The organism is Marinobacter sp. JSM 1782161 (assembly GCF_011421605.1).
Classification (GTDB): Bacteria; Pseudomonadota; Gammaproteobacteria; order Pseudomonadales; family Oleiphilaceae; genus Marinobacter_A; species Marinobacter_A bohaiensis.
Genome location: NZ_WSSA01000004.1, coordinates 416,539 through 434,246, shown reverse-complemented (window position 1 = coordinate 434,246; position 17,708 = coordinate 416,539). Strand labels below are relative to the sequence as shown.

Sequence of the window (17,708 nt, the reverse complement as noted above, 5' to 3'; positions counted from 1 at the left end):
TCTGCCAGCCGACCCGACGCGTTTCCATCCCCCCGATTGCAACCTCAGCTAACTGTTATGTTATAACATAACCATATAGCGACAACGGAGATCGGGACTGACATGACTTCCCCTCAATCAGCAGGCCATCAAAACAGCCGTTTTCAACGGGCCGCAGACGCGACTCGACCGCTGCGCGGCTTACTTCTGGCGATAGCGGCCCTCTACACGCCGCTTGCAGCGGCCACCGACTACCCATTGACCCTGACCAACTGCGGCCGTGACATCGAATTCGACGCCGCCCCGCAGAGCACCGTCACCATCGGCCAGTCCGCCACCGAGATGCTCTACTCGCTGGGGCTGGGCAACAAAGTGTCCGCCACGTCGGTGTGGTTCAACCCGGTGCTGCCGGAATACAGGGCCCTCAACGACCAGATAGAGCGCATCGCCGACAACGACCCCAGCTTCGAAGCCGTGGTCAATCACAAGCCGGACCTGGTGGCGGTCCAGTACGAGTGGCACGTTGGCCCCACCGGCATCGTCGCCACCCGCGACCAGTTCCACGACCTGGGCATCAACACCTACATCCTGCCGGCGGACTGCGACACCAAGGACAACTCCACCGGCGGTGACGGCACCCGCGTCGCCGCGTTTTCAACGGATTCCGTCTACAAGGGGATCCACGAACTGGCGACCATCTACGACGTGGAAAACGCCGGCGACGAGCTGGTGGCCGACCTCAAAGCCCGCGAGAGCAAGGCCGTCGCGCGCGCCCGCGACCTGGATCTGCCGGACGACCTGTCCGCCGTGTTCTGGTTCTCCTCCGCCGACCTGGAAATCGATCCCTACGTCGCCGGCCGCCTGGGCGCACCGGGCTACATGATGGACAAGCTGGGCATCCGCAACGTGATCGAGTCCGATGAGGAATGGCCCACCGTGGGCTGGGAGTCCATCGCCAAGGCCGACCCGGACATCATCGTCGTCGCCCGCATGGACCGTCGCCGCTTCCCCGCCGACGACGTGGAAAAGAAACTGGAGTTCCTGCGCACCGATCCCGTCGCCAGCCAGATGACCGCCGTCAAGGAAGGCCGCATCGTGCAGATGGATGCCCACGCCATGAGCGCCACCCTGCGCACCATCTTTGGCCTGGAAGCGCTGTCTGAATCCCTGGCGGAGATGACCTTCAACCGATGATCCGCGCCCTCGCGACGATCTGGCCACTGACGGCACCGCGCCTGCACTGGTTCTGGCTGGCGCCGACGGTACTGCTGACCGCGCTGGTCGCCGGTACCGCCATCGGCGAGACCCGGATTCCCATCGAGACCATCCTCAAGGTGCTCGCCAACCACCTGTGGGGAGCGGGCTACGCCGTGGACCGGATCGATGCCGGCATCATCTGGAGCTACCGGCTCAGCCGCGCCATCGTCGCCGCCTGCTGTGGCTCCGGCCTGGCGCTGGCCGGGGTGGTGCTGCAGGCGCTGCTGCGTAACGCCCTCGCCGACCCGTTCCTGATGGGCATCTCCGCCGGCGCTTCCACCGGCGCCGTGGCGGTCACGGTGATCGGCGTTGGCGCCGGAGCTGTCACCCTATCGGCGGGTGCCTTCGCCGGCGCCACCCTGGCGTTCGGGCTGGTGGTGATGCTGGCCCGGGCAGCCAGCGGAGGCAACGGCGGACGCGGCATCCAGACCGCCGGCGCCATTATCCTGGCGGGCATTGCCGGCTCCCAGCTGTTCAACGCCCTGACGGCTTTCATCATCGCCAAATCCGCCAACGCCGAGCAGGCCCGGGGCATCATGTTCTGGCTGCTGGGCAACCTGTCCGGCGTGCGCTGGGAGGACGTCACCCTGGCGGTCCCCACCGCCCTGGCCGGCCTGCTGGTGTGCCTGTGGCACATGCGCGCGCTGGACGCCTTCACCTTCGGCGCCGACAGCGCCGCCTCACTGGGCATCGCCGTGCGCCGGGTGCGCGGGCTGCTGATCGGCATCACGGCGCTGGTGACGGCGGTGATGGTGTCCATGGTCGGCGCCATCGGCTTCGTGGGGCTGGTGATTCCCCACGCCATGCGCTTCATCGTCGGCAGCCGTCACGCCCGGCTGGTACCCGCCTCGGCCCTGGCCGGCGCGGTGTTCCTGATCGGCTCGGACATCCTGTCGCGCATCCTGGTGCCCGGTCAGGTGCTGCCCATCGGCGTCATCACCTCGCTGATCGGCGCGCCGGCGTTTGCCCTGATCCTGATCCGGGGGAGCGGAACGCGATGAAGCTGTGTGCCGAACACCTCGACTGGACCGTCCACGGCCGCAAGCTGGTGGATAACGTCAACCTGAGCATCGAGCCGGGGGAAACCTTCGGTCTGGTGGGGCCGAACGGGTCGGGCAAGACCACCCTGCTGCGCCTGCTGGCCGGCCTGCGCAAGCCCCGCGCCGGCATGGTCCGGCTGGACGGTCGCCCCATGGCGCGGCTGCGCCAGCGTGACATCGCCCAGTCCGTCGCCCTGGTGGAACAGCAGGCGGATACCGGTGAGCGGCTCAGCGTGCGCCAGGCGGTGGAACTGGGGCGCACGCCGTTCCTGTCGCCGCTGCGGCCCTGGTCGGACGCCGACGAACGCATCGTCAACCGCGCCCTGGACGACGTGGAAATGCGTCATTTCGGCGACCGTCTCTGGCACACCCTGTCCGGCGGCGAGCGCCAGCGGGTGCACATTGCCCGCGCCCTGGCCCAGCAACCGCGCATCCTGCTGCTGGACGAGCCCACCAACCACCTGGACATCCACCACCAGCTGTCGATCCTGGACCTGGTGCGGCGTTTGCCGATCACCGTGGTGATCGCCCTACACGACCTCAACCAGGCCATGGACTGCGACCGGCTGGGCGTCATGGAACGCGGCCGCCTGGTCGACCTGGGCCCGCCCACCGGTGTGCTGAGCGCCGAGCGCCTGCAGCGCACCTTCGGCGTCCGGGCAGACGTCATCGACGATCCGCTGGACGGCCGTCCGATCCTGCGTTTCCGACAAGCCATCTGATTCCGGAAGACCCATGCGACTGACCCTGTTTCTGATCCTGTTGATCCCCACCCTGGCCCAGGCCGAAACCCACACGGTCAACATGCTTACCCGCGCCGGCAGTGAGGCCATGGTGTACCAACCCGACCACCTGACCATCGCGCCGGGAGACAGCGTGCACTTCGTGGCGACCCAGCGCGGCCACAACGCCGCGGCCATCAAGAGCATGTTGCCGGCCGGCGCCGAGCGCTTTATCGGCGGCATCGACGAGGAAATCACCGTGACCCTGGACGAGCCCGGCGTCTACGGCGTGAAATGCTCGCCCCACTACGCCATGGGCATGGTGATGCTGATCGAGGTGGGTGACGCCCACGCCAGCGCCGGCGAATTGCCCGATGACCTGCCCAACCGGGCGCGGCAACGGTTTGAATCGATTCTCGCCACCGACTGATCCGCCATAAAAAACGCCCGCAATCGCGGGCGTTTTCATTTCCGGTGGTGCTTCCGCCGGGTCAGGCGATACGACGCGCCTCACGCCCGGCCTGGATCAACGCGAACAGGTCGCGCACGCTGACCCGGCCGTCGCCGTCAATGTCGTGGCGGTCGACGCTGGCGCGGCCGAACAGCAGCGCCAGGGTCAGCCGTGTCAGATCGCGACCGTCGATGCGGCCATCTCCGTTGAGGTCCGCCGACGCCACCGGCGCCGCTTCGCCCATCGCCAGCGCGATCACCACCGGGTCGTGGTCCGAGGCCCGGTAGGCGTCCGGCGCGTAGAAGCTGGCCTGCTGCTCGGCGGTCTGGTACTCCAGGTTGTAATCCAGCACCTTGGGCTCGTCGGCGTTGATGGGCCAGACGGTAGCGTCCACGACCTTGTCCGCCAGCGCCTCGTTGGCCAGGGCGTGGTCGAGGGTGCCGGCCGCACCGTAGTAGACGTAGGAGTACGCCTGGGGCCCGACGAACTGGTCCACCAGGTTGGTGTAGCCGCTGTTGCGCAGGGTCGTGATCGGGTCTTCCAGGGCGTAGGCGTTCATGTCGCCGATCACCAGCACGTCGTCCTCACCGCTGCCGGTGGCGTCGTTGGCCAGCCAGTTGGAGAGCGCCCGGGCCGCCTCGGTGCGCGAGGCGTTCCAGCAGCCCTGGCCGTCGCCCTGGGCGGCGTTGGCGCCCTCGGCATCGCCGCAGCCCTTGGACTTGAGGTGGTTGACCACCACAGTCACGCCATCGTCGCTATCGAGCCCTCGGAACGTCTGGGCCAGGGGCTGACGGTTGAGGTCGACGAACGGGGCACCGGTCAGGGTCGCCGCGTCGCCCACGGTCTCGACCCGGTCACTGCGATACACCAGCGCCACGGCGATGGCGTCGCCGCCCAACTGCGCCAGGCCCGGATCCACATAGGACCAGTGGCTACCCAGCGCATCGGCCAGTTCGGCCACCGCGCTGTTCTCGCCATAGCCGTCGTTCTCGATCTCCATCAGGCCCACCACATCGGCGTCCAGGGCGCGGATGGCGCTGACCAGTTTGTCGGTCTGGCGCTGCAGCTCTTCCGCGTCGTTGGCGCCGCGTGCGGTCGGGAAGCCGCCGCCCAGGCCATCGCCGTTGAAGAAGTTGAGTACGTTGAACGACGCCACCACCAGGTTGCCGCGGTCCTGCAGGTCCGGAGCGCCCGGGCGCGGGTTGTCGGCCACGAAGGTCGGCGCCTGCACCGGCTGCACGCGCCAGGCTTCGAAGCGGTAGTCCAGCACGCCGGTCAGGCCGCTGACCCGGTCCCCATCGCGCACGGTATTGGCGGCGCTCAGCTGCGGCGCCGGATAGGGCACGACCTCCGGATTCTGGGTGTTGGAGGCATCGTCCAGAATCACGCTATCCAGGGCGTTCATCTCCGCCACCAGTTGCGCATCGGTGCCCGGAGCCACCACCTGGGTGGGGATGAAATGACGGCCGCTGCCGAGGGTGAGGCTGCCGTAGCGGCCCAGGTCGTAGGTGTCGTTGACCGTCAGCGGCTGGTCGAAGGTGACCCGCATGCTTTCCCAGGCTTCCGGCGCGTCGGCGTCGGCCCAGGGCAGCTGGATGGACACCGGCTCAATGGCGGCTCCGGCGCCGCACACGGTCAGGTCGCTGACCGAACTCAGCTCGGTCAGGCCACTGTACTCGACCACCTGGCCGGCGATGCGTACCCGGTCGCCCACGCTCACGGCCGCGCCCGGCCCGTACACGAACAGCCCTTCGGAGGTGGCCGGGTTGCCGTCCTGGTCGTCCGCTTCCTCCTGGATGTAGAAACCGCCCAGGCCGTTGTCGCCGGCGGCGTAGGCGGTCACGGTGGCTTCCACCACCACACCGGTGTCCACTAGCGGGCTGGTGGCGCCGCTGCCCTGGATCTCGGAGATCCGGGTCGCGGACGCGCCGCAGGTCATGTCCACGTCACCCGGATCGGTCGGCTCGCCGCTGTCGCCGTTGGCGCTGCCCAAATCCTCGAAGCTGTCCTGGCCGTAGGCGTCGTAGCGGGCGGCGGGGTCGAAAGCGTTGTAGGGATCGGCATCCGGATCAGTGCCGTCGCGACGTCGCAGGGTCTGGTTCTGGGTCCTGACGTCGTCATTGCCCCAGTAGCTGCCCGGGTCCTCGCCCACCTGGCCGATGCTGTCGACAATCGCGCCGCCGTTGAGCAGCACCACCGCGTCGTCGCCGTTGAACAGGCCGGCGCCGGTGGTCTGGTCGGCGACCGCCAGGATCGCGTCGTCCGAGGCGCTGTGGGCGTAGACGTGGTTGGCGCCGGCGGCCACCTCGCCTTGCAGGTCGAGGGTCACCCCGGCAGAGGTGCTGCCGTTGAAAAAGACCTGTATTTCCCAGGCGGTCAGGTCCACCGGGTCGCTGCCGGTGTTGAGCAACTCGATCGCCTTGTTGTTGCCGGAGCCTTCGATGTACTCGCTGATGACCAGGCCGGCCTGGGCCGGACCCGCCAGCAGCCCCGCCACGGCGGCCGCCAGCGTGAGTTTGCTTGAGCGCATGATGCCTGTCCTTTTGCAGTGATGGCTTTGCAGTGCTTGTTGTTGCGAATTTTTCAGGGCATCAACGACTGTGCCCGCCGCAGATGACGGGCAGATTGGGAAACGATGACCGGCGTGTGGCGGTTTTAAGACAGGGCGTCAGGTCAGCAACTTGCGGTAGGCCTTGAGGGTTTTCTCGTCCGCCTCCGGGTAGTCCGGTGCCAGGGCCTGGAGCTGTTCGTCCAGCATGGCCGCGACGACGGCCCGGGCCACCGGCTTGCGGTCGCCGGGAATGATGAACCACGGCGCCTCGGCGGTGTGGGTGGCGGCGATGGCTTCCTCGGCACGGGCCAGGTAATCGTCGCGCCGCTGCCAGGCCTCGACGTCGGAGGGGTCGAACTTCCAGCGCTTGCGGGGCTTGTCCAGGCGGGTAACCAGGCGGCGGCGGTGCTCGTCTTCGGTCAGGCGCAGCCAGCACTTGATGACCGTCGTGCCCTCGCGCACCAGGTTGTTTTCGAAACCGCGAATGGCTTCGTAGCGGGCCTGCCAGTTGTAGTGATCGTCCGCGTGGATCGGCCACAGGCGCTCGGCGATCACACCTTCGTGGTGACTGCGGTTGAAGGCGGTCAACTCGCCAAACGCCGGCAGCATGGGCACCACGCGCCACAGGAAATCGTGACGCGCCTCCACACCCTGGGGGCGGCCGAAGGACCAGGCGTGGAAGCCCGCCGGATCCATGTAGGTGGCCAGGGTGCGGATCAGGCTGTCCTTGCCGCTGGCGTCGAGGCCGTGCACGATCAGCAGCACCGCGCGCTTGCGGTTGGCCCAGAGCCGGCGCTGGTACTCGCCGATGTTCTCCAGGCTGGTTTCCAGCGTGGGCAGCGCCGTCTCGTCGGCCACGTCCGCGGCGTAGTCGGCCAGGGTCTGCCGCGTGGGGTCGTAGCGCCAGGTTTCGTTGAACGGGGTGGTCATCATCGCCGTGCTTCCTCTTCCCGCTGCGGGCTTTGCGGATTGGGATCGCCTTTGCTGGAAATGGTAGACTGCCCCACATCTGATTCACAGTTCCCATTCACCGCATCAAGACAGGCAAGTGTCTGGCCATGAGCAAGAAGAAACGTCGCGAGATTCCGGTTTTCGAGCAGCCGATCATCGAAACCCACTGCCACCTGGATTACCTCAAGGACCGCCCCCTGGCGGAGACCCTGGCCGAGGCGCGCCGGGTCAACATCGAGCGCGTGATCACCATTGCTGTGGCGCCGGATAACCTGGCCACCGTGCGTGAACTGACCGGCGAGGCGGATTTCGTCTACGGCACCCAGGGCATCCATCCGCACGAGGCGGAGACCTACAGCGACGCCGTGGAAGCGGAAATCCGCCAGCACGTGGGCGGCGACAAGATGGTCGCGGTGGGCGAAATCGGCCTGGACTACTTCTACGACAACGCCGACCGGGAGGTGCAGCGCGAGGTGTTCCGGCGCCAGCTGCAGATCGCCTGTGACACCGATCGCCCGGTGGTCATCCACAGCCGCGAGGCGGACGACGACACCATCGAGATCCTGAAAGAATTCGAGGGCACCCTGAAGCGTCGTGGTGTGATCCACAGCTTCACGTCCGGCCCCGGCCTGGCGCAGTATGCCCTGGATCAGGGCTGGTGCCTGGGCTTCAACGGCATCTCCACCTTCAACAAGGCGGAGAACGTGCGCGACATCATCCGCATGACACCCATCGGCCAGCTGCTGCTGGAAACGGATTCGCCGTTCCTGACGCCGGTGCCCTACCGCGGCCGCGAGAACGCCCCCTTCTACATCCCGTTCGTGGCGGAAAAAGTGGCCGAGGTGAAAGACCTGCCGCTGGACACGGTGCTGGAAACCACCTACGCCAACAGCCTGCGCACCTTCTTCCCCGCCGGCTGAGGCCGGCCCGCATCCCGGCGGGCCAAACGGCTCGCCGCCGGCACATGAACGGATTTTTAGTCGTCCCCTTCGCCAACTCGACTAGACTCGGGGTACGTAACCGTTCCATCGCCAAAGTCAGATGACGACCATCGGTATGCCGAAGCCATGATCAAGCGGATACCCGTTTCAGCCCTGCGGGTCGGCATGTTCATCTCCGACCTGAACAACGACTGGATACCCCACAACAACAACCGCCGCCGGGGCGTGATTCGCCGTGAGGAACTGATCGCCCGAATTGCCGGTCTGGGTGTGGACTACGTCTATATCGACACCGACAAGGGGCTGGACGCCCCCGACGCGGAACCTGCCCAGAACGTGGATCGCGCCAATGAGCGTCTGTTGCAGGAGGTGGGCGCACTGGCCCCCTACACCCAGGCCCGGACCGCCCTGGAGGAGGAGATGGTAGCAGCCCGCCGCGTCCACAGTGAGGCGGAAGGTCTGGTGGGCAACCTGATGCAGGACGTCAAACTGGGCAAGGCCATCGACCTGGCGCCGGTGCAGGAGCTGGCCGAAGCCCTGCAGGGCTCGGTGTTCCGCAACCCCAATGCCATGGCCTGCCTGGGCCGCATCCGCGAGAAGGACAACTACCTGCTGGAGCATTCGGTCAACCTGAGCGTGTTGATGTCCATTTTCGGCAAAGCCATGCAACTGTCCCCGCAGGTGATGACCGAAACCGTGGTGGGCGCCCTGCTGCACGACATCGGCAAGATCCTCATCCCCGACAACATCCTGCATAAACCCGGCCGCCTCAATCCCGGCGAGTTCGAGATCATGAAACAGCACGCGGTGCATTCACACACGCTGCTGGCCAGCATCGAAGGCATTGGCGAGCTGACCCTGCTCACCGCGGCGCAGCACCACGAGCGGGTGGACGGCGGCGGTTATCCGGCAGGGCTCAAAGGGGAGGAGATCTCGATCTACGGCCGAATGGTCGCCATTGCCGACGTCTACGACGCCATCACCGCCAACCGCGTCTACCACGAGGGCCTAACGCCGACACAGGGGCTCAAGAAACTCATGGAGTGGAGCGGCAGTCACCTGGATCCGGAGCTGGTGCGGCAGTTCATCCGCTGTATCGGGATCTATCCGGTGGGGTCAACGGTACTGCTGGAAAGCGGTCGCCTGGGCGTGGTGGTGGAGACCAACGCGGACGACCAGCGCCTGCCGGTCGTCCGCCTGTTCTATCACACCAAATTTCGCATGCCGGTCACCCTGGAGACCCTGGATCTGGCCGCCCCCGGCAACCAGGACCGGATCGTGCAGGCGGTGGACCCGGCGGCCTACAAGCTCGACATACGGCGGGTGCTGGCCTGAACCTCAGCTGTCGTCCAGGTGCTTGCCCAGCATGGCGTGATACAGCTCGCGGTCGCCGATGGCGCCGATGATGGCACCGCCGTCTTCAACCAGCAGGCTGTGGCCAGTGAAGTAACGGATTTCCACGGCGTCGCGCAGGGGCGTGCCAGGGGCGATGCAGGTGGGTTTCTGCTCCAGGCTGTCGATGGCCTGGCCCTCCTGCCAGCTCTGGGTCTGGAAGGTCTGCCCCTGACTGGTGACCACCGCCTCCATGGCGCTTTCCGGCGAATGCAGCCAGGTGTCGTAGCGCTTGTTGAGGCAGCGGTTGCCCTCGGCGTCCGCCGGCACTTCCTCGATCGGCAGCATCAGCGACTGGGCCGCCAGCACGTTGAGCGGGTTGGTGCTGGCCACGAAGCTCTTGACGTAATCGTTGGCCGGCTCCAGTACGATCTGCTCGGGCTTGCCGTGCTGGACGATCTGGCCGTCCTTCATGATGGCGATGTGGGAGCCCAGCTTGAGCGCCTCGTCCAGGTCGTGACTGACGAAGACGATGGTCTTCTGCAGCTCTTCCTGCAGACTCAGCAGCTCATCCTGCAACTGGTGGCGGATCAGCGGATCCAGCGCCGAGAAGGGTTCGTCCATCAGCAGCACTTCGGATTCGGTTGCCAGGGCGCGGGCCAAGCCGACGCGCTGGCGCATGCCGCCGGACAGCTCGTCCGGGCGCCGGTTGGCCCAGCCGTCCAGCCCCACCAGTTCCAACTGACGCTTCACTTTCTCGCGGCGCTCGGCCTTGCCCAGGCCCTGCATTTCCAGGCCGAAGCCGACGTTCTCTTCCACGGTCAGCCAGGGCATCAGGGCGAAGCTCTGGAACACCATGGACACGCGCCGGGTGCGGATGTCCCGCTGGACCGCCTCGCTGGCCTGGGTGAAGTCCACCGACTGACCGTCGTGCTGGATGCGGATGGCGCCGCTGGTGACGGTGTTGAGACCGTTGATGCAGCGCAGCAGGCTCGATTTGCCGGAGCCGGACAGGCCCATCAGCACGCAGATCTCGCCTTTCTTGATGGACAGGTTGGCGTTCTGCACGCCCACCACCAGATCGGTCCTGGAGCGGATCTCTTCCCGCCCGAGGCCCTGTTCCAAAAGCGGCAGCGCCCGTTGCGGCTGCTTGCCGAAGACCACATTGACGTTTTCCAGTTCAATCATGCGGCAGCCTCCCCGGGATTTTTCTGACGGAAGAAGCGATCCATCCAGATCGCCAGCAGGACGATGGCCAGGCCGGCCTCGAAGCCCTTGCCGATATCGACGGTGTTCAGGGCGCGGACCACCGGTACGCCAAGGCCGTCGGCGCCGACCAGTGCGGCGATCACCACCATCGACAGGGACAGCATGATGCACTGGGTGATGCCCGCGCCGATGGAGCTCATGGCGGCCGGCAGCTCGATCTTGAACAACAGCTGGCGGTTGGTGCAGCCGAACGCCTTGCCGGCTTCCACCAGCTCGGTGGGCACCTGGGAGATGCCCAGGTAAGTCAGCCGCACCGGCGCGGCGATGGCGAAGATGACGGTGGAAATCACGCCCGGCACCACGCCCAGGCCGAACAGGGTCAGCGTGGGGATCAGGTAGACGAAGGGCGGAATGGTCTGCATCAGGTCGAGGATTGGCTGCAGGCCTTTGTACAGCCATTGGTGATGCGCTGCGTAGATCCCCAGCGGTATCCCGATGACCACACACAGGATGGTGGCGTACAGCACCAGGGACAGGGTGGCCATGGTGTCTTCCCAGTAACCCAGGTTCCAGATCAGCAGGAAACTGATGACGGTGAAGGCGGTCAGCCCCCAGCGGCGATGACGCAGGTGCGCGGCCACGGTGAACAGGGCCACCAGCACGCCCGGCGGAACCCACAGCAGCGCGTCGGTCAGCCCGTGGATCAGGCCGCCCAGGTTCTCGGAAACCGCGTCGAAGAAACCGGCGCCGTTGTCGATCAGGAAGTCGACAACGTCTTCCATGAAGTCGCCGAAGGGCAATTGATGCTCGGTTATCCAGCTCATGGTGTCGTGTCTTTTCAGATTCAAAGGCGTTCCCACAGCCGGCCCTCAGGACCGGCCGTGAGAGGCGAAAGGCTTACTTGAGGCTCGCCTTGACCGCCGGCAGGGCCGGCTGGCCGTCGAGAGTGGTGACGCCGTCGAGCCACTTGTCGAGAACCTCGGGGTTCTGGGACAGCCACTGGTGGGCGGCATCACGCGGGTCTTCACCGTCGTTCAGGATCAGGCCCATGACCTCGTTCTCCATGGTCAGGGAGAACTCGAGGTTGTTCAGCAGCTTGCCCATGTTCGGGCACTCAGTGGTGTAACCGGCGCGGACGTTGGTGTGCACGGTGGCGCCGCCGTAGTTGGGACCAAAGAAGTCGTCACCGCCGTCCAGGTACTTGAGGTCGTGGTTGGCGTTCATGGGATGCGGCTCCCAGGCCAGGAACACGATCCAGTTGTCGCGACGCACGGCGCGGCCCACCTGGGACAGCATGCCGGCTTCGCTGGATTCGACCACGCGGAAATCTTCCAGGCCGAAAGCGTTCTGGTCGATCATGTCCTGGATCAGGCGGTTGCCGTCGTTACCCGGCTCGATGCCGTAGATGCGGTTGTCGAACTCATCGGCGTGCTTAGCGATGTCGGCGAAGCTGTGGACGCCGGCGTCATAGACGAACTTGGGCACGGCCAGGGTGTACTTGGCACCGGTGAGGTTGGCGCGCAGGGTTTCCACGTCGCCGCTTTCCAGGTACGGGCGGATGTCCGCTTCCATGGTGGGCATCCAGTTGCCCAGGAAGACGTCGATGTCTTCGTTCTTCATGGAACGGTAAGTGACCGGCACGGACAGGACCTTGGCTTCCGGCGAGTAGCCCATGCCTTCGAGGACTTCGGAGGTCAGCGCCGTGGTGGCGGTGATGTCGGTCCAGCCCACGTCCGCAAAGCGCACGGTCTTGCATTCCTGGTTGGGCGCGGCCACGGCGGCGCTGCCAACCAGCAAACCGGTAAGAGCCAAAAAGAACTTCTTCATCATAATCTCCTTTCTCCAGCGTGGGCCATCCGGCGGGTTGCCGGCAGCCCCTTGGTTTTGAAAGTGCTTTGGATGTTGCGTCACATCGTCGTTGTCGTTATGGCGCTTTCCAGCGCTTATCGCTGCTTGTTCTGCCAGTCCGGATGTTCCCAGACATCCACCGGCATCGGGTTCAGCGGGTCCCGACCGCGGATATGGTCCGCGCATTTTTCCGCCAGCATGATGGTCGGCGCGTTCAGGTTGCCGCTCACCACGCTGGGCATGATCGAGGCATCCACCACCCGCAGGTTCTGGACGCCGTAGACGCGCGCCTGCTCGTCGACCACCGCCATGGGGTCGTCGGCGCTGCCCATCTTGCAGGTGCAGGACGGGTGGTAGGCGCTGTCGGAGTACTGGCGCACGAAGGCGTCGATGTCGGCGTCGGAGGTCATGTCCGCGCCGGGACGCAGTTCCTTGCCGCGGAACCGGTCGAACGCCTTCTGCTGGAACAGCTCGCGGGTCAGCTTGACGCTCTCCCGCATTTCCCAGCGGTCCCGCTCGGTACTGAGCAGGTTGGGCTGGATGATCGGGTGATCGCCCGGCTTGTCGGATTTCAGGGTCAGGTAGCCGCGGCTGGAGGGCCGCATGGGGCCGACGTGAACCTGGAAGCCGTGACACTCGGCGTCCTTGCGGCCGTGATCCAGCACCTGGGACGGCAGGAAGTGGAACTGGATGTCCGGATGCTGCACGCCCGCCTCGGTGCGAATGAAACCGCCCGCTTCCAGATGCGCCGTGCGGCACGCGCCCCAGTCGTGGTTGAGGAACCACTTCACGCCGGCGACGGTCTTGCCCGGCTGGGTGGTGTACTTGTACAACGTCACCGGTTCCTTGCACTCGTGCTGGACGTACAGTTCCAGGTGGTCCTGCAAATTCTGACCCACCCCGGGGCGATCCGCCTTCACCTTGATGCCGTGCTTCTGCAGCTCCGCTTCCGGGCCGATGCCCGACAGCATCAGCAACTGCGGCGAATTGATGGCCCCACTGCTGACGATCACTTCCTTGCGCGCCGCCACCCGGACGGTCTTGCCATCCTGCACGTATTCCACGCCCACGGCGGTGTCGCCGTCGAACAGGATACGGTGGGTCATGGCGCCGGTCTCGGTGGTCAGGTTGGCGCGCGACAGCACCGGGCGCAGATAAGCCTGGGCGGCGCTCCAGCGTTTGCCCTGCTTGATGGTCATGTCCATCATGCCCACGCCTTCCTGCTGGTAACCGTTCATGTCTTCGGTAAAAGGATAGCCCGCCTGCTGACCGGCCTCGATAAAGGCATCGAACAGCGGGTTGGGCTCATCGCCGGTGTGGACGTTGAGCGGGCCGTTACCGCCGCGATAGTCGTCGGCGCCCTTCTCGCGGGACTCGGCCTTGCGGAAGTAGGGCAGCACGTCCTGGTAACGCCAGCCGGCGGCGCCTTCCTCGTGCCAGCGGTCGTAGTCATAGGCGTGACCGCGGATATAGACCATGGCGTTGAGCGCGGACCCACCGCCCCAGACCTTGCCGCGCGGCCAGTACAGGCGGCGGTTGTCCATGTGTTCCTGGGGTTCGGTGTGGTAGTACCAGTTGTACTTGTCGTCCATCAGGTTGTACATCAGGGCCGCCGGCATGTGGATCTTCCAGGTGTCGTCCCGGCGTCCGGCTTCCAGCACCAGCACCTGATCCCGGCCGTCCTCGGTCAGGCGATTGGCCAGGACACAACCGGCGGAACCGGTGCCCACCACCACGTAGTCGAATTCGCGATCAAACTTCAAAACTTCCCCCTGATTCTGGCCCATCGGGACGCGCTGTACCTGTCCCGACAAGGCTGACCTCCCCGGCCTCTCTCCCTGACGGAAGAGAGGTCTGGAGCGAGGATGCAGGCCAACGACCTGCCCTGATTTTCCCGAAGCGTTCGGTGATGCCGAACGCTCAACGGCGACGATGCGTGACCGTCGCGGACCGCCCTGGGCGCGCCCTTGCTGGACCCAGGCCGATCAGAACGGCGCTTCCAGCGGCACCATGCCGACGTAGACGGACTTGGTCTGGGTGTAGTGCTCGATGGCCTCGCGCCCGTTTTCGCGGCCCAGACCGGACAGCTTGTAGCCGCCCACCGGCATCTCCGCCGGCGATGCGCCGAAGCTGTTGATCCAGCAGATGCCTGCCTCAATCTGGTGAATCACCCGGTGCGCCCGCACCAGATCGGTGGTCATGACCCCGGCGGCCAGGCCGTACTCGGTGTTGTTGGCGCGGCGGATCACCTCATCCTCGTCGTCGAACGGCAGCACCGCCATGACCGGGCCGAAGATTTCCTCACGCACGATGGTCATGTCGTCGGTGCAGTCGGCGAACACGGTCGGCGCCACGAAATAGCCGTTCTCGACGCCGGACGGGCTCAGCTCGCGGCCGCCGGTGACCAGGCGCGCGCCTTCCTGCTTGCCACTCTCGATGTAGTGCATCACCTTGTCGCGGTGATCGGCGCTGATCAGGGCGCCCAGATTGGTGTCCGGATCGGTGGGATCGCCGGCCACGATGTTGTTCTCGGTGCGCCGCGTCAGTTCCTTGAGGAACGCGTCGTAGATACCGCGCTGGACGAACACCCGCGTGCCATTGGTGCACACTTCACCCTGGGTGTAGAAGTTGCCGATCATGGCGGCGGAGATGGCCTGTTCCAGGTCGGCGTCGTCGAAGATCATCAGCGGCGACTTGCCGCCCAGCTCCATGGTCACGGACTTCAGTGACTTGGCCGCGTCGCCCATCACGGTGCGGCCGGTGGCCGCCTCGCCGGTGAAAGACACCTTGGCGATGCCCGGATGACCGGTCAGCATCTGGCCGACGCGGTAGTCGCCCTGCACCACGTTGAACACGCCGGCCGGCACGCCGGCTTCGATGTAGAGCTCGGCCAGCTTGAGGGCGCCCAGCGGGGTTTCCTCGGACGGCTTGAAGATCATGCTGTTGCCGCAGGCCAGGGCCGGGGCGGATTTCCAGCAGGCGATCTGCAGCGGGTAGTTCCAGGCGCCGATGCCAGCGCACACGCCCAGCGGCTCGCGGCGGGTGTAGAAGAAGTCCCCCGCCACCGGCTGGCTGATGCCTTCGATGCTTGAGGCCTGGCCGGCGAAGTACTCGACCGCGTCGGCGCCGGTGACCACGTCCACCACGCTGGCTTCCTGCCAGGGCTTGCCGGTGTCGGCCACTTCGATTTCCGCCAGGGCGTCGTTGCGCTCACGCAGCAGCATGGCGGCGCGATGCAGGATGCGGCCACGTTCCATGCCGCCCAGGGCGGCCCACTCGCGGAAACCGCGCTCGGCGCTTTCCACCGCCGCCGCCATGACCGACTCGTCGGCCTGTTCCATGCGGTAGATGATCTCGCCGGTGGCCGGGTTGACCACGTCGAAGGTCTCCCCGTTCTGGTTGGCCAGGTACTGGCCGTCGACAAATGACTGGTAAACAGGAAGTGTCATGATTGTGCTCCGTTATTCGCCTGGATCGCCTGATCGATGTAGGTCTTGCAAAGCGCGACCGCTTCGTCGGTCTCGATGCGGCCCTCACTCATGGCCGCGCGCAGCCAGAAACCGTCGATCAGGGCGGCAATGGTTTGTGCCGTACCCAATGCCCGACCGGCGGGCATCAGGGATTTCAGGTAATACATCAGGTTGGACAACAGGCGACGTTCGTTGACTCGCTGCAGGCGCATCAGCTCGGCGCTGTGCATGGCCTGGGTCCAGAACGCCAGCCAGGTCTTGGAGGACTGGGGATCGATCTGGACACTGGAGAAGTTGGCATCGACGATCGCCATCAACCGTTCACGCGGCGTATCCGGCCGCTCTGCCATCAGCCGCTGGACGTCGTCTCCCAGGGTCGCCAGCAGATGACGCATGGCCGCTTCCAGCAGGCCCTGCTTGCCACCGAAGTAATGACTCACGATCCCCACGGACATGCCCGACGCCTTGGCAATCTTGCCCACGGTCGTGCCCTGGAAACCGTTTTCTTCGATGACTTTCAGGGTAGCGTCAATCAACTGCTGACGCCGGATTGATTCCACATCCAGCCTTGCCATTGCATCCTCGCTCGTCGGTTTTGAACACTCATTCAATGTGTTGAACAACCATTCAATACGGACAGGTTAATCATTTGACATCTAAATATCAAACCGATGTCTGGAGCACCAAGTCCCCGCCACGCTTGGCCAACGACGCGGATCGCCGATTAAAATCAGCCAGATCAGTGATATAGGGAAACTACTTAGGCCCCTATAAGTCGATTAGAGGTCTAATGAAAAGCGCGATAAGAACGCCGCCAGCGGCCTCAGAGTCAGACGTAGACAGCGACACAGTGGCAAGGACGGCAAGCCCGACCGGACCCGCCGGAATGCCCGGATCGGAACGGCAGAAAAGCAGGGGAAGAACGGGGACGGGCCGGCTCAGCCGGCCAGGAACAATCCCATCAGGATCGGGGAGACAAACGACAGGATAAAGCCGGAGGCAATGGCCACCGGCACGCAGGCCAGGCCACCGCTGCGGCGGATGATGGGCAGCGTGAAGTCCATGGCGGTGGCGCCGCCGTAGCCGATGGCCACCGCCGGACGCCGGCCGATCACCAGGGGAATCAGCACCAGGGCAATGATTTCCCGGAACACGTCATTGAGGAACGCCACCCCGCCCCAGGCCGGCCCGAGGGCGTCGCCCACCACGATGCCGGACAGCGAGTACCAGCCGAATCCCGAGGTCAGCGCCAGTACATCGAGCAGCGGCAGATCGTAGAATGGCGCTATCGCAAGCCCTGCCAGCAGCGAGGTGATCGCCAGGGTGACGGCTATCCCGACGCCCTGGCGGTTCATCAGTAGGCGCCGCAGGGACAGGCCGGCGTTACGAAGCTGCAGGCCGATCAGCAACAGCAACAGCATCAGCGCGGCGCTGGCCAGATCCTCGATCCAGCCCAGCGCGGGCAGGACCGCGTAGCCCAACAGCATGCCCGCCACGACCGACAGCAGTGGCTTCAGCGCCCCCAGGAACAGGCGACGATAGCTGAGCGGACCTTCCCCGCTCTCTTCAGGCTCCAGCACCATCGGCTGCCAACGCTGCCAGAGCCACAGCCCGGCCAGGTTGGCGACGGCCAGGGCCCCGACCAGCAGCGAGACCTGCCCGCCCATGCGGGCCAGATGTCCGGCCAGCCCTTCGAGCTGGCCCAGACTGACGCCCAACAGGCCGAGAATCAGGTAGACCAGTCCCTCGACGCCGTGATTGATTCCCGCCAGCAGGCGCGGGTTGTTGATGTGGAAGGCGAAACCGACAAACAGCGGTACGAGAATCAGCAGGGCACCGGCGAGCATGGAAATCCTTGGTCAAACGGGGTGGACGGGACGCGGGGGCATCCAGTGAAGCAGTATCGCGGAAAGCGCGATCTTACCAGAGCAGGAATCGGGGCGGGAATCGGGCCCGG

15 protein-coding genes are annotated in these 17,708 nt (G+C 65.5%); 6 read left to right on the top strand and 9 right to left on the bottom strand.

Going from position 1 to position 17,708, the window contains the following annotated elements; translation table 11 throughout:
- Window positions 1-102: 102 nt before the first annotated feature.
- From GQB00_RS18395 to GQB00_RS18380, 4 genes are read left to right on the top strand one after another with little or no spacing between them, the layout of a single operon-like run.
- The gene (locus GQB00_RS18395; RefSeq protein WP_165857355.1) at window positions 103-1,173 is read left to right on the top strand and encodes an ABC transporter substrate-binding protein; all 1,071 of its coding nucleotides are present in this window, start codon (window positions 103-105) and stop codon (window positions 1,171-1,173) included.
- Complete coding sequence (locus GQB00_RS18390; RefSeq protein WP_111497033.1) at window positions 1,170-2,237, top strand: FecCD family ABC transporter permease; 1,068 nt, start codon at window positions 1,170-1,172, stop codon at window positions 2,235-2,237. Before GQB00_RS18395 ends, GQB00_RS18390 begins: the two co-directional genes overlap by 4 nt.
- Complete coding sequence (locus GQB00_RS18385; protein WP_165857354.1) at window positions 2,234-2,998, top strand: ABC transporter ATP-binding protein; 765 nt, start codon at window positions 2,234-2,236, stop codon at window positions 2,996-2,998. Before GQB00_RS18390 ends, GQB00_RS18385 begins: the two co-directional genes overlap by 4 nt.
- Before the next feature lie 13 nt (window positions 2,999-3,011).
- Complete coding sequence (locus tag GQB00_RS18380; RefSeq protein ID WP_165857353.1) at window positions 3,012-3,428, top strand: pseudoazurin; 417 nt, start codon at window positions 3,012-3,014, stop codon at window positions 3,426-3,428.
- A 61-nt stretch (window positions 3,429-3,489) separates the two neighbouring features.
- On the opposite strand, the gene GQB00_RS18375 is transcribed toward GQB00_RS18380, so the two are convergent.
- Both GQB00_RS18375 and GQB00_RS18370 read right to left on the bottom strand, forming a co-directional pair.
- Window positions 3,490-5,979, bottom strand: a complete 2,490-nt coding sequence (locus GQB00_RS18375; protein WP_165857352.1) for an ExeM/NucH family extracellular endonuclease — start codon at window positions 5,977-5,979, stop codon at window positions 3,490-3,492.
- Window positions 5,980-6,117: 138 nt separating this feature from the next.
- Window positions 6,118-6,933, bottom strand: a complete 816-nt coding sequence (locus tag GQB00_RS18370) for a polyphosphate kinase (protein WP_165857351.1) — start codon at window positions 6,931-6,933, stop codon at window positions 6,118-6,120.
- Between the two features lie 125 nt (window positions 6,934-7,058).
- On the opposite strand from GQB00_RS18370, the gene GQB00_RS18365 reads away from it, so the two are divergent.
- Entirely contained in the window at window positions 7,059-7,871 is an 813-nt protein-coding gene (locus GQB00_RS18365; RefSeq protein ID WP_165857350.1) for a TatD family hydrolase, read from the top strand.
- Window positions 7,872-8,018: 147 nt separating this feature from the next.
- A complete protein-coding gene (locus tag GQB00_RS18360; RefSeq protein WP_111497039.1) occupies window positions 8,019-9,227 on the top strand; it encodes an HD-GYP domain-containing protein in 1,209 nt (402 codons plus the stop codon).
- Window positions 9,228-9,230: 3 nt separating this feature from the next.
- Here GQB00_RS18360 and choV read toward each other — a convergent pair whose 3' ends face one another.
- From choV to GQB00_RS18325, 7 genes are all read right to left on the bottom strand, one after another.
- A complete protein-coding gene (gene choV / locus GQB00_RS18355) occupies window positions 9,231-10,412 on the bottom strand; it encodes a choline ABC transporter ATP-binding protein (RefSeq protein WP_111497040.1) in 1,182 nt (393 codons plus the stop codon).
- A complete protein-coding gene (gene choW / locus GQB00_RS18350; RefSeq protein WP_111497041.1) occupies window positions 10,409-11,257 on the bottom strand; it encodes a choline ABC transporter permease subunit in 849 nt (282 codons plus the stop codon). Before choW ends, choV begins: the two co-directional genes overlap by 4 nt.
- Window positions 11,258-11,330: 73 nt before the next feature.
- On the bottom strand, window positions 11,331-12,260 hold the full coding sequence (locus GQB00_RS18345; RefSeq protein ID WP_111497042.1) for a choline ABC transporter substrate-binding protein: 930 nt from the start codon (window positions 12,258-12,260) through the stop codon (window positions 11,331-11,333).
- Window positions 12,261-12,376: 116 nt separating this feature from the next.
- Entirely contained in the window at window positions 12,377-14,044 is a 1,668-nt protein-coding gene (betA, locus tag GQB00_RS18340) for a choline dehydrogenase (protein ID WP_228276902.1), read from the bottom strand.
- Between the two features lie 222 nt (window positions 14,045-14,266).
- The gene (betB, locus tag GQB00_RS18335; RefSeq protein ID WP_111497044.1) at window positions 14,267-15,730 is read right to left on the bottom strand and encodes a betaine-aldehyde dehydrogenase; all 1,464 of its coding nucleotides are present in this window, start codon (window positions 15,728-15,730) and stop codon (window positions 14,267-14,269) included.
- Window positions 15,727-16,326 (bottom strand): transcriptional regulator BetI, encoded by a 600-nt coding sequence (betI, locus tag GQB00_RS18330; RefSeq protein ID WP_111497045.1) that lies wholly within the window; start codon window positions 16,324-16,326, stop codon window positions 15,727-15,729. The genes betB and betI overlap by 4 nt, the downstream gene beginning before the upstream one ends.
- 363 nt (window positions 16,327-16,689) lie before the next feature.
- Complete coding sequence (locus tag GQB00_RS18325; RefSeq protein WP_111497046.1) at window positions 16,690-17,598, bottom strand: lysine exporter LysO family protein; 909 nt, start codon at window positions 17,596-17,598, stop codon at window positions 16,690-16,692.
- Window positions 17,599-17,708: the final 110 nt, after the last annotated feature.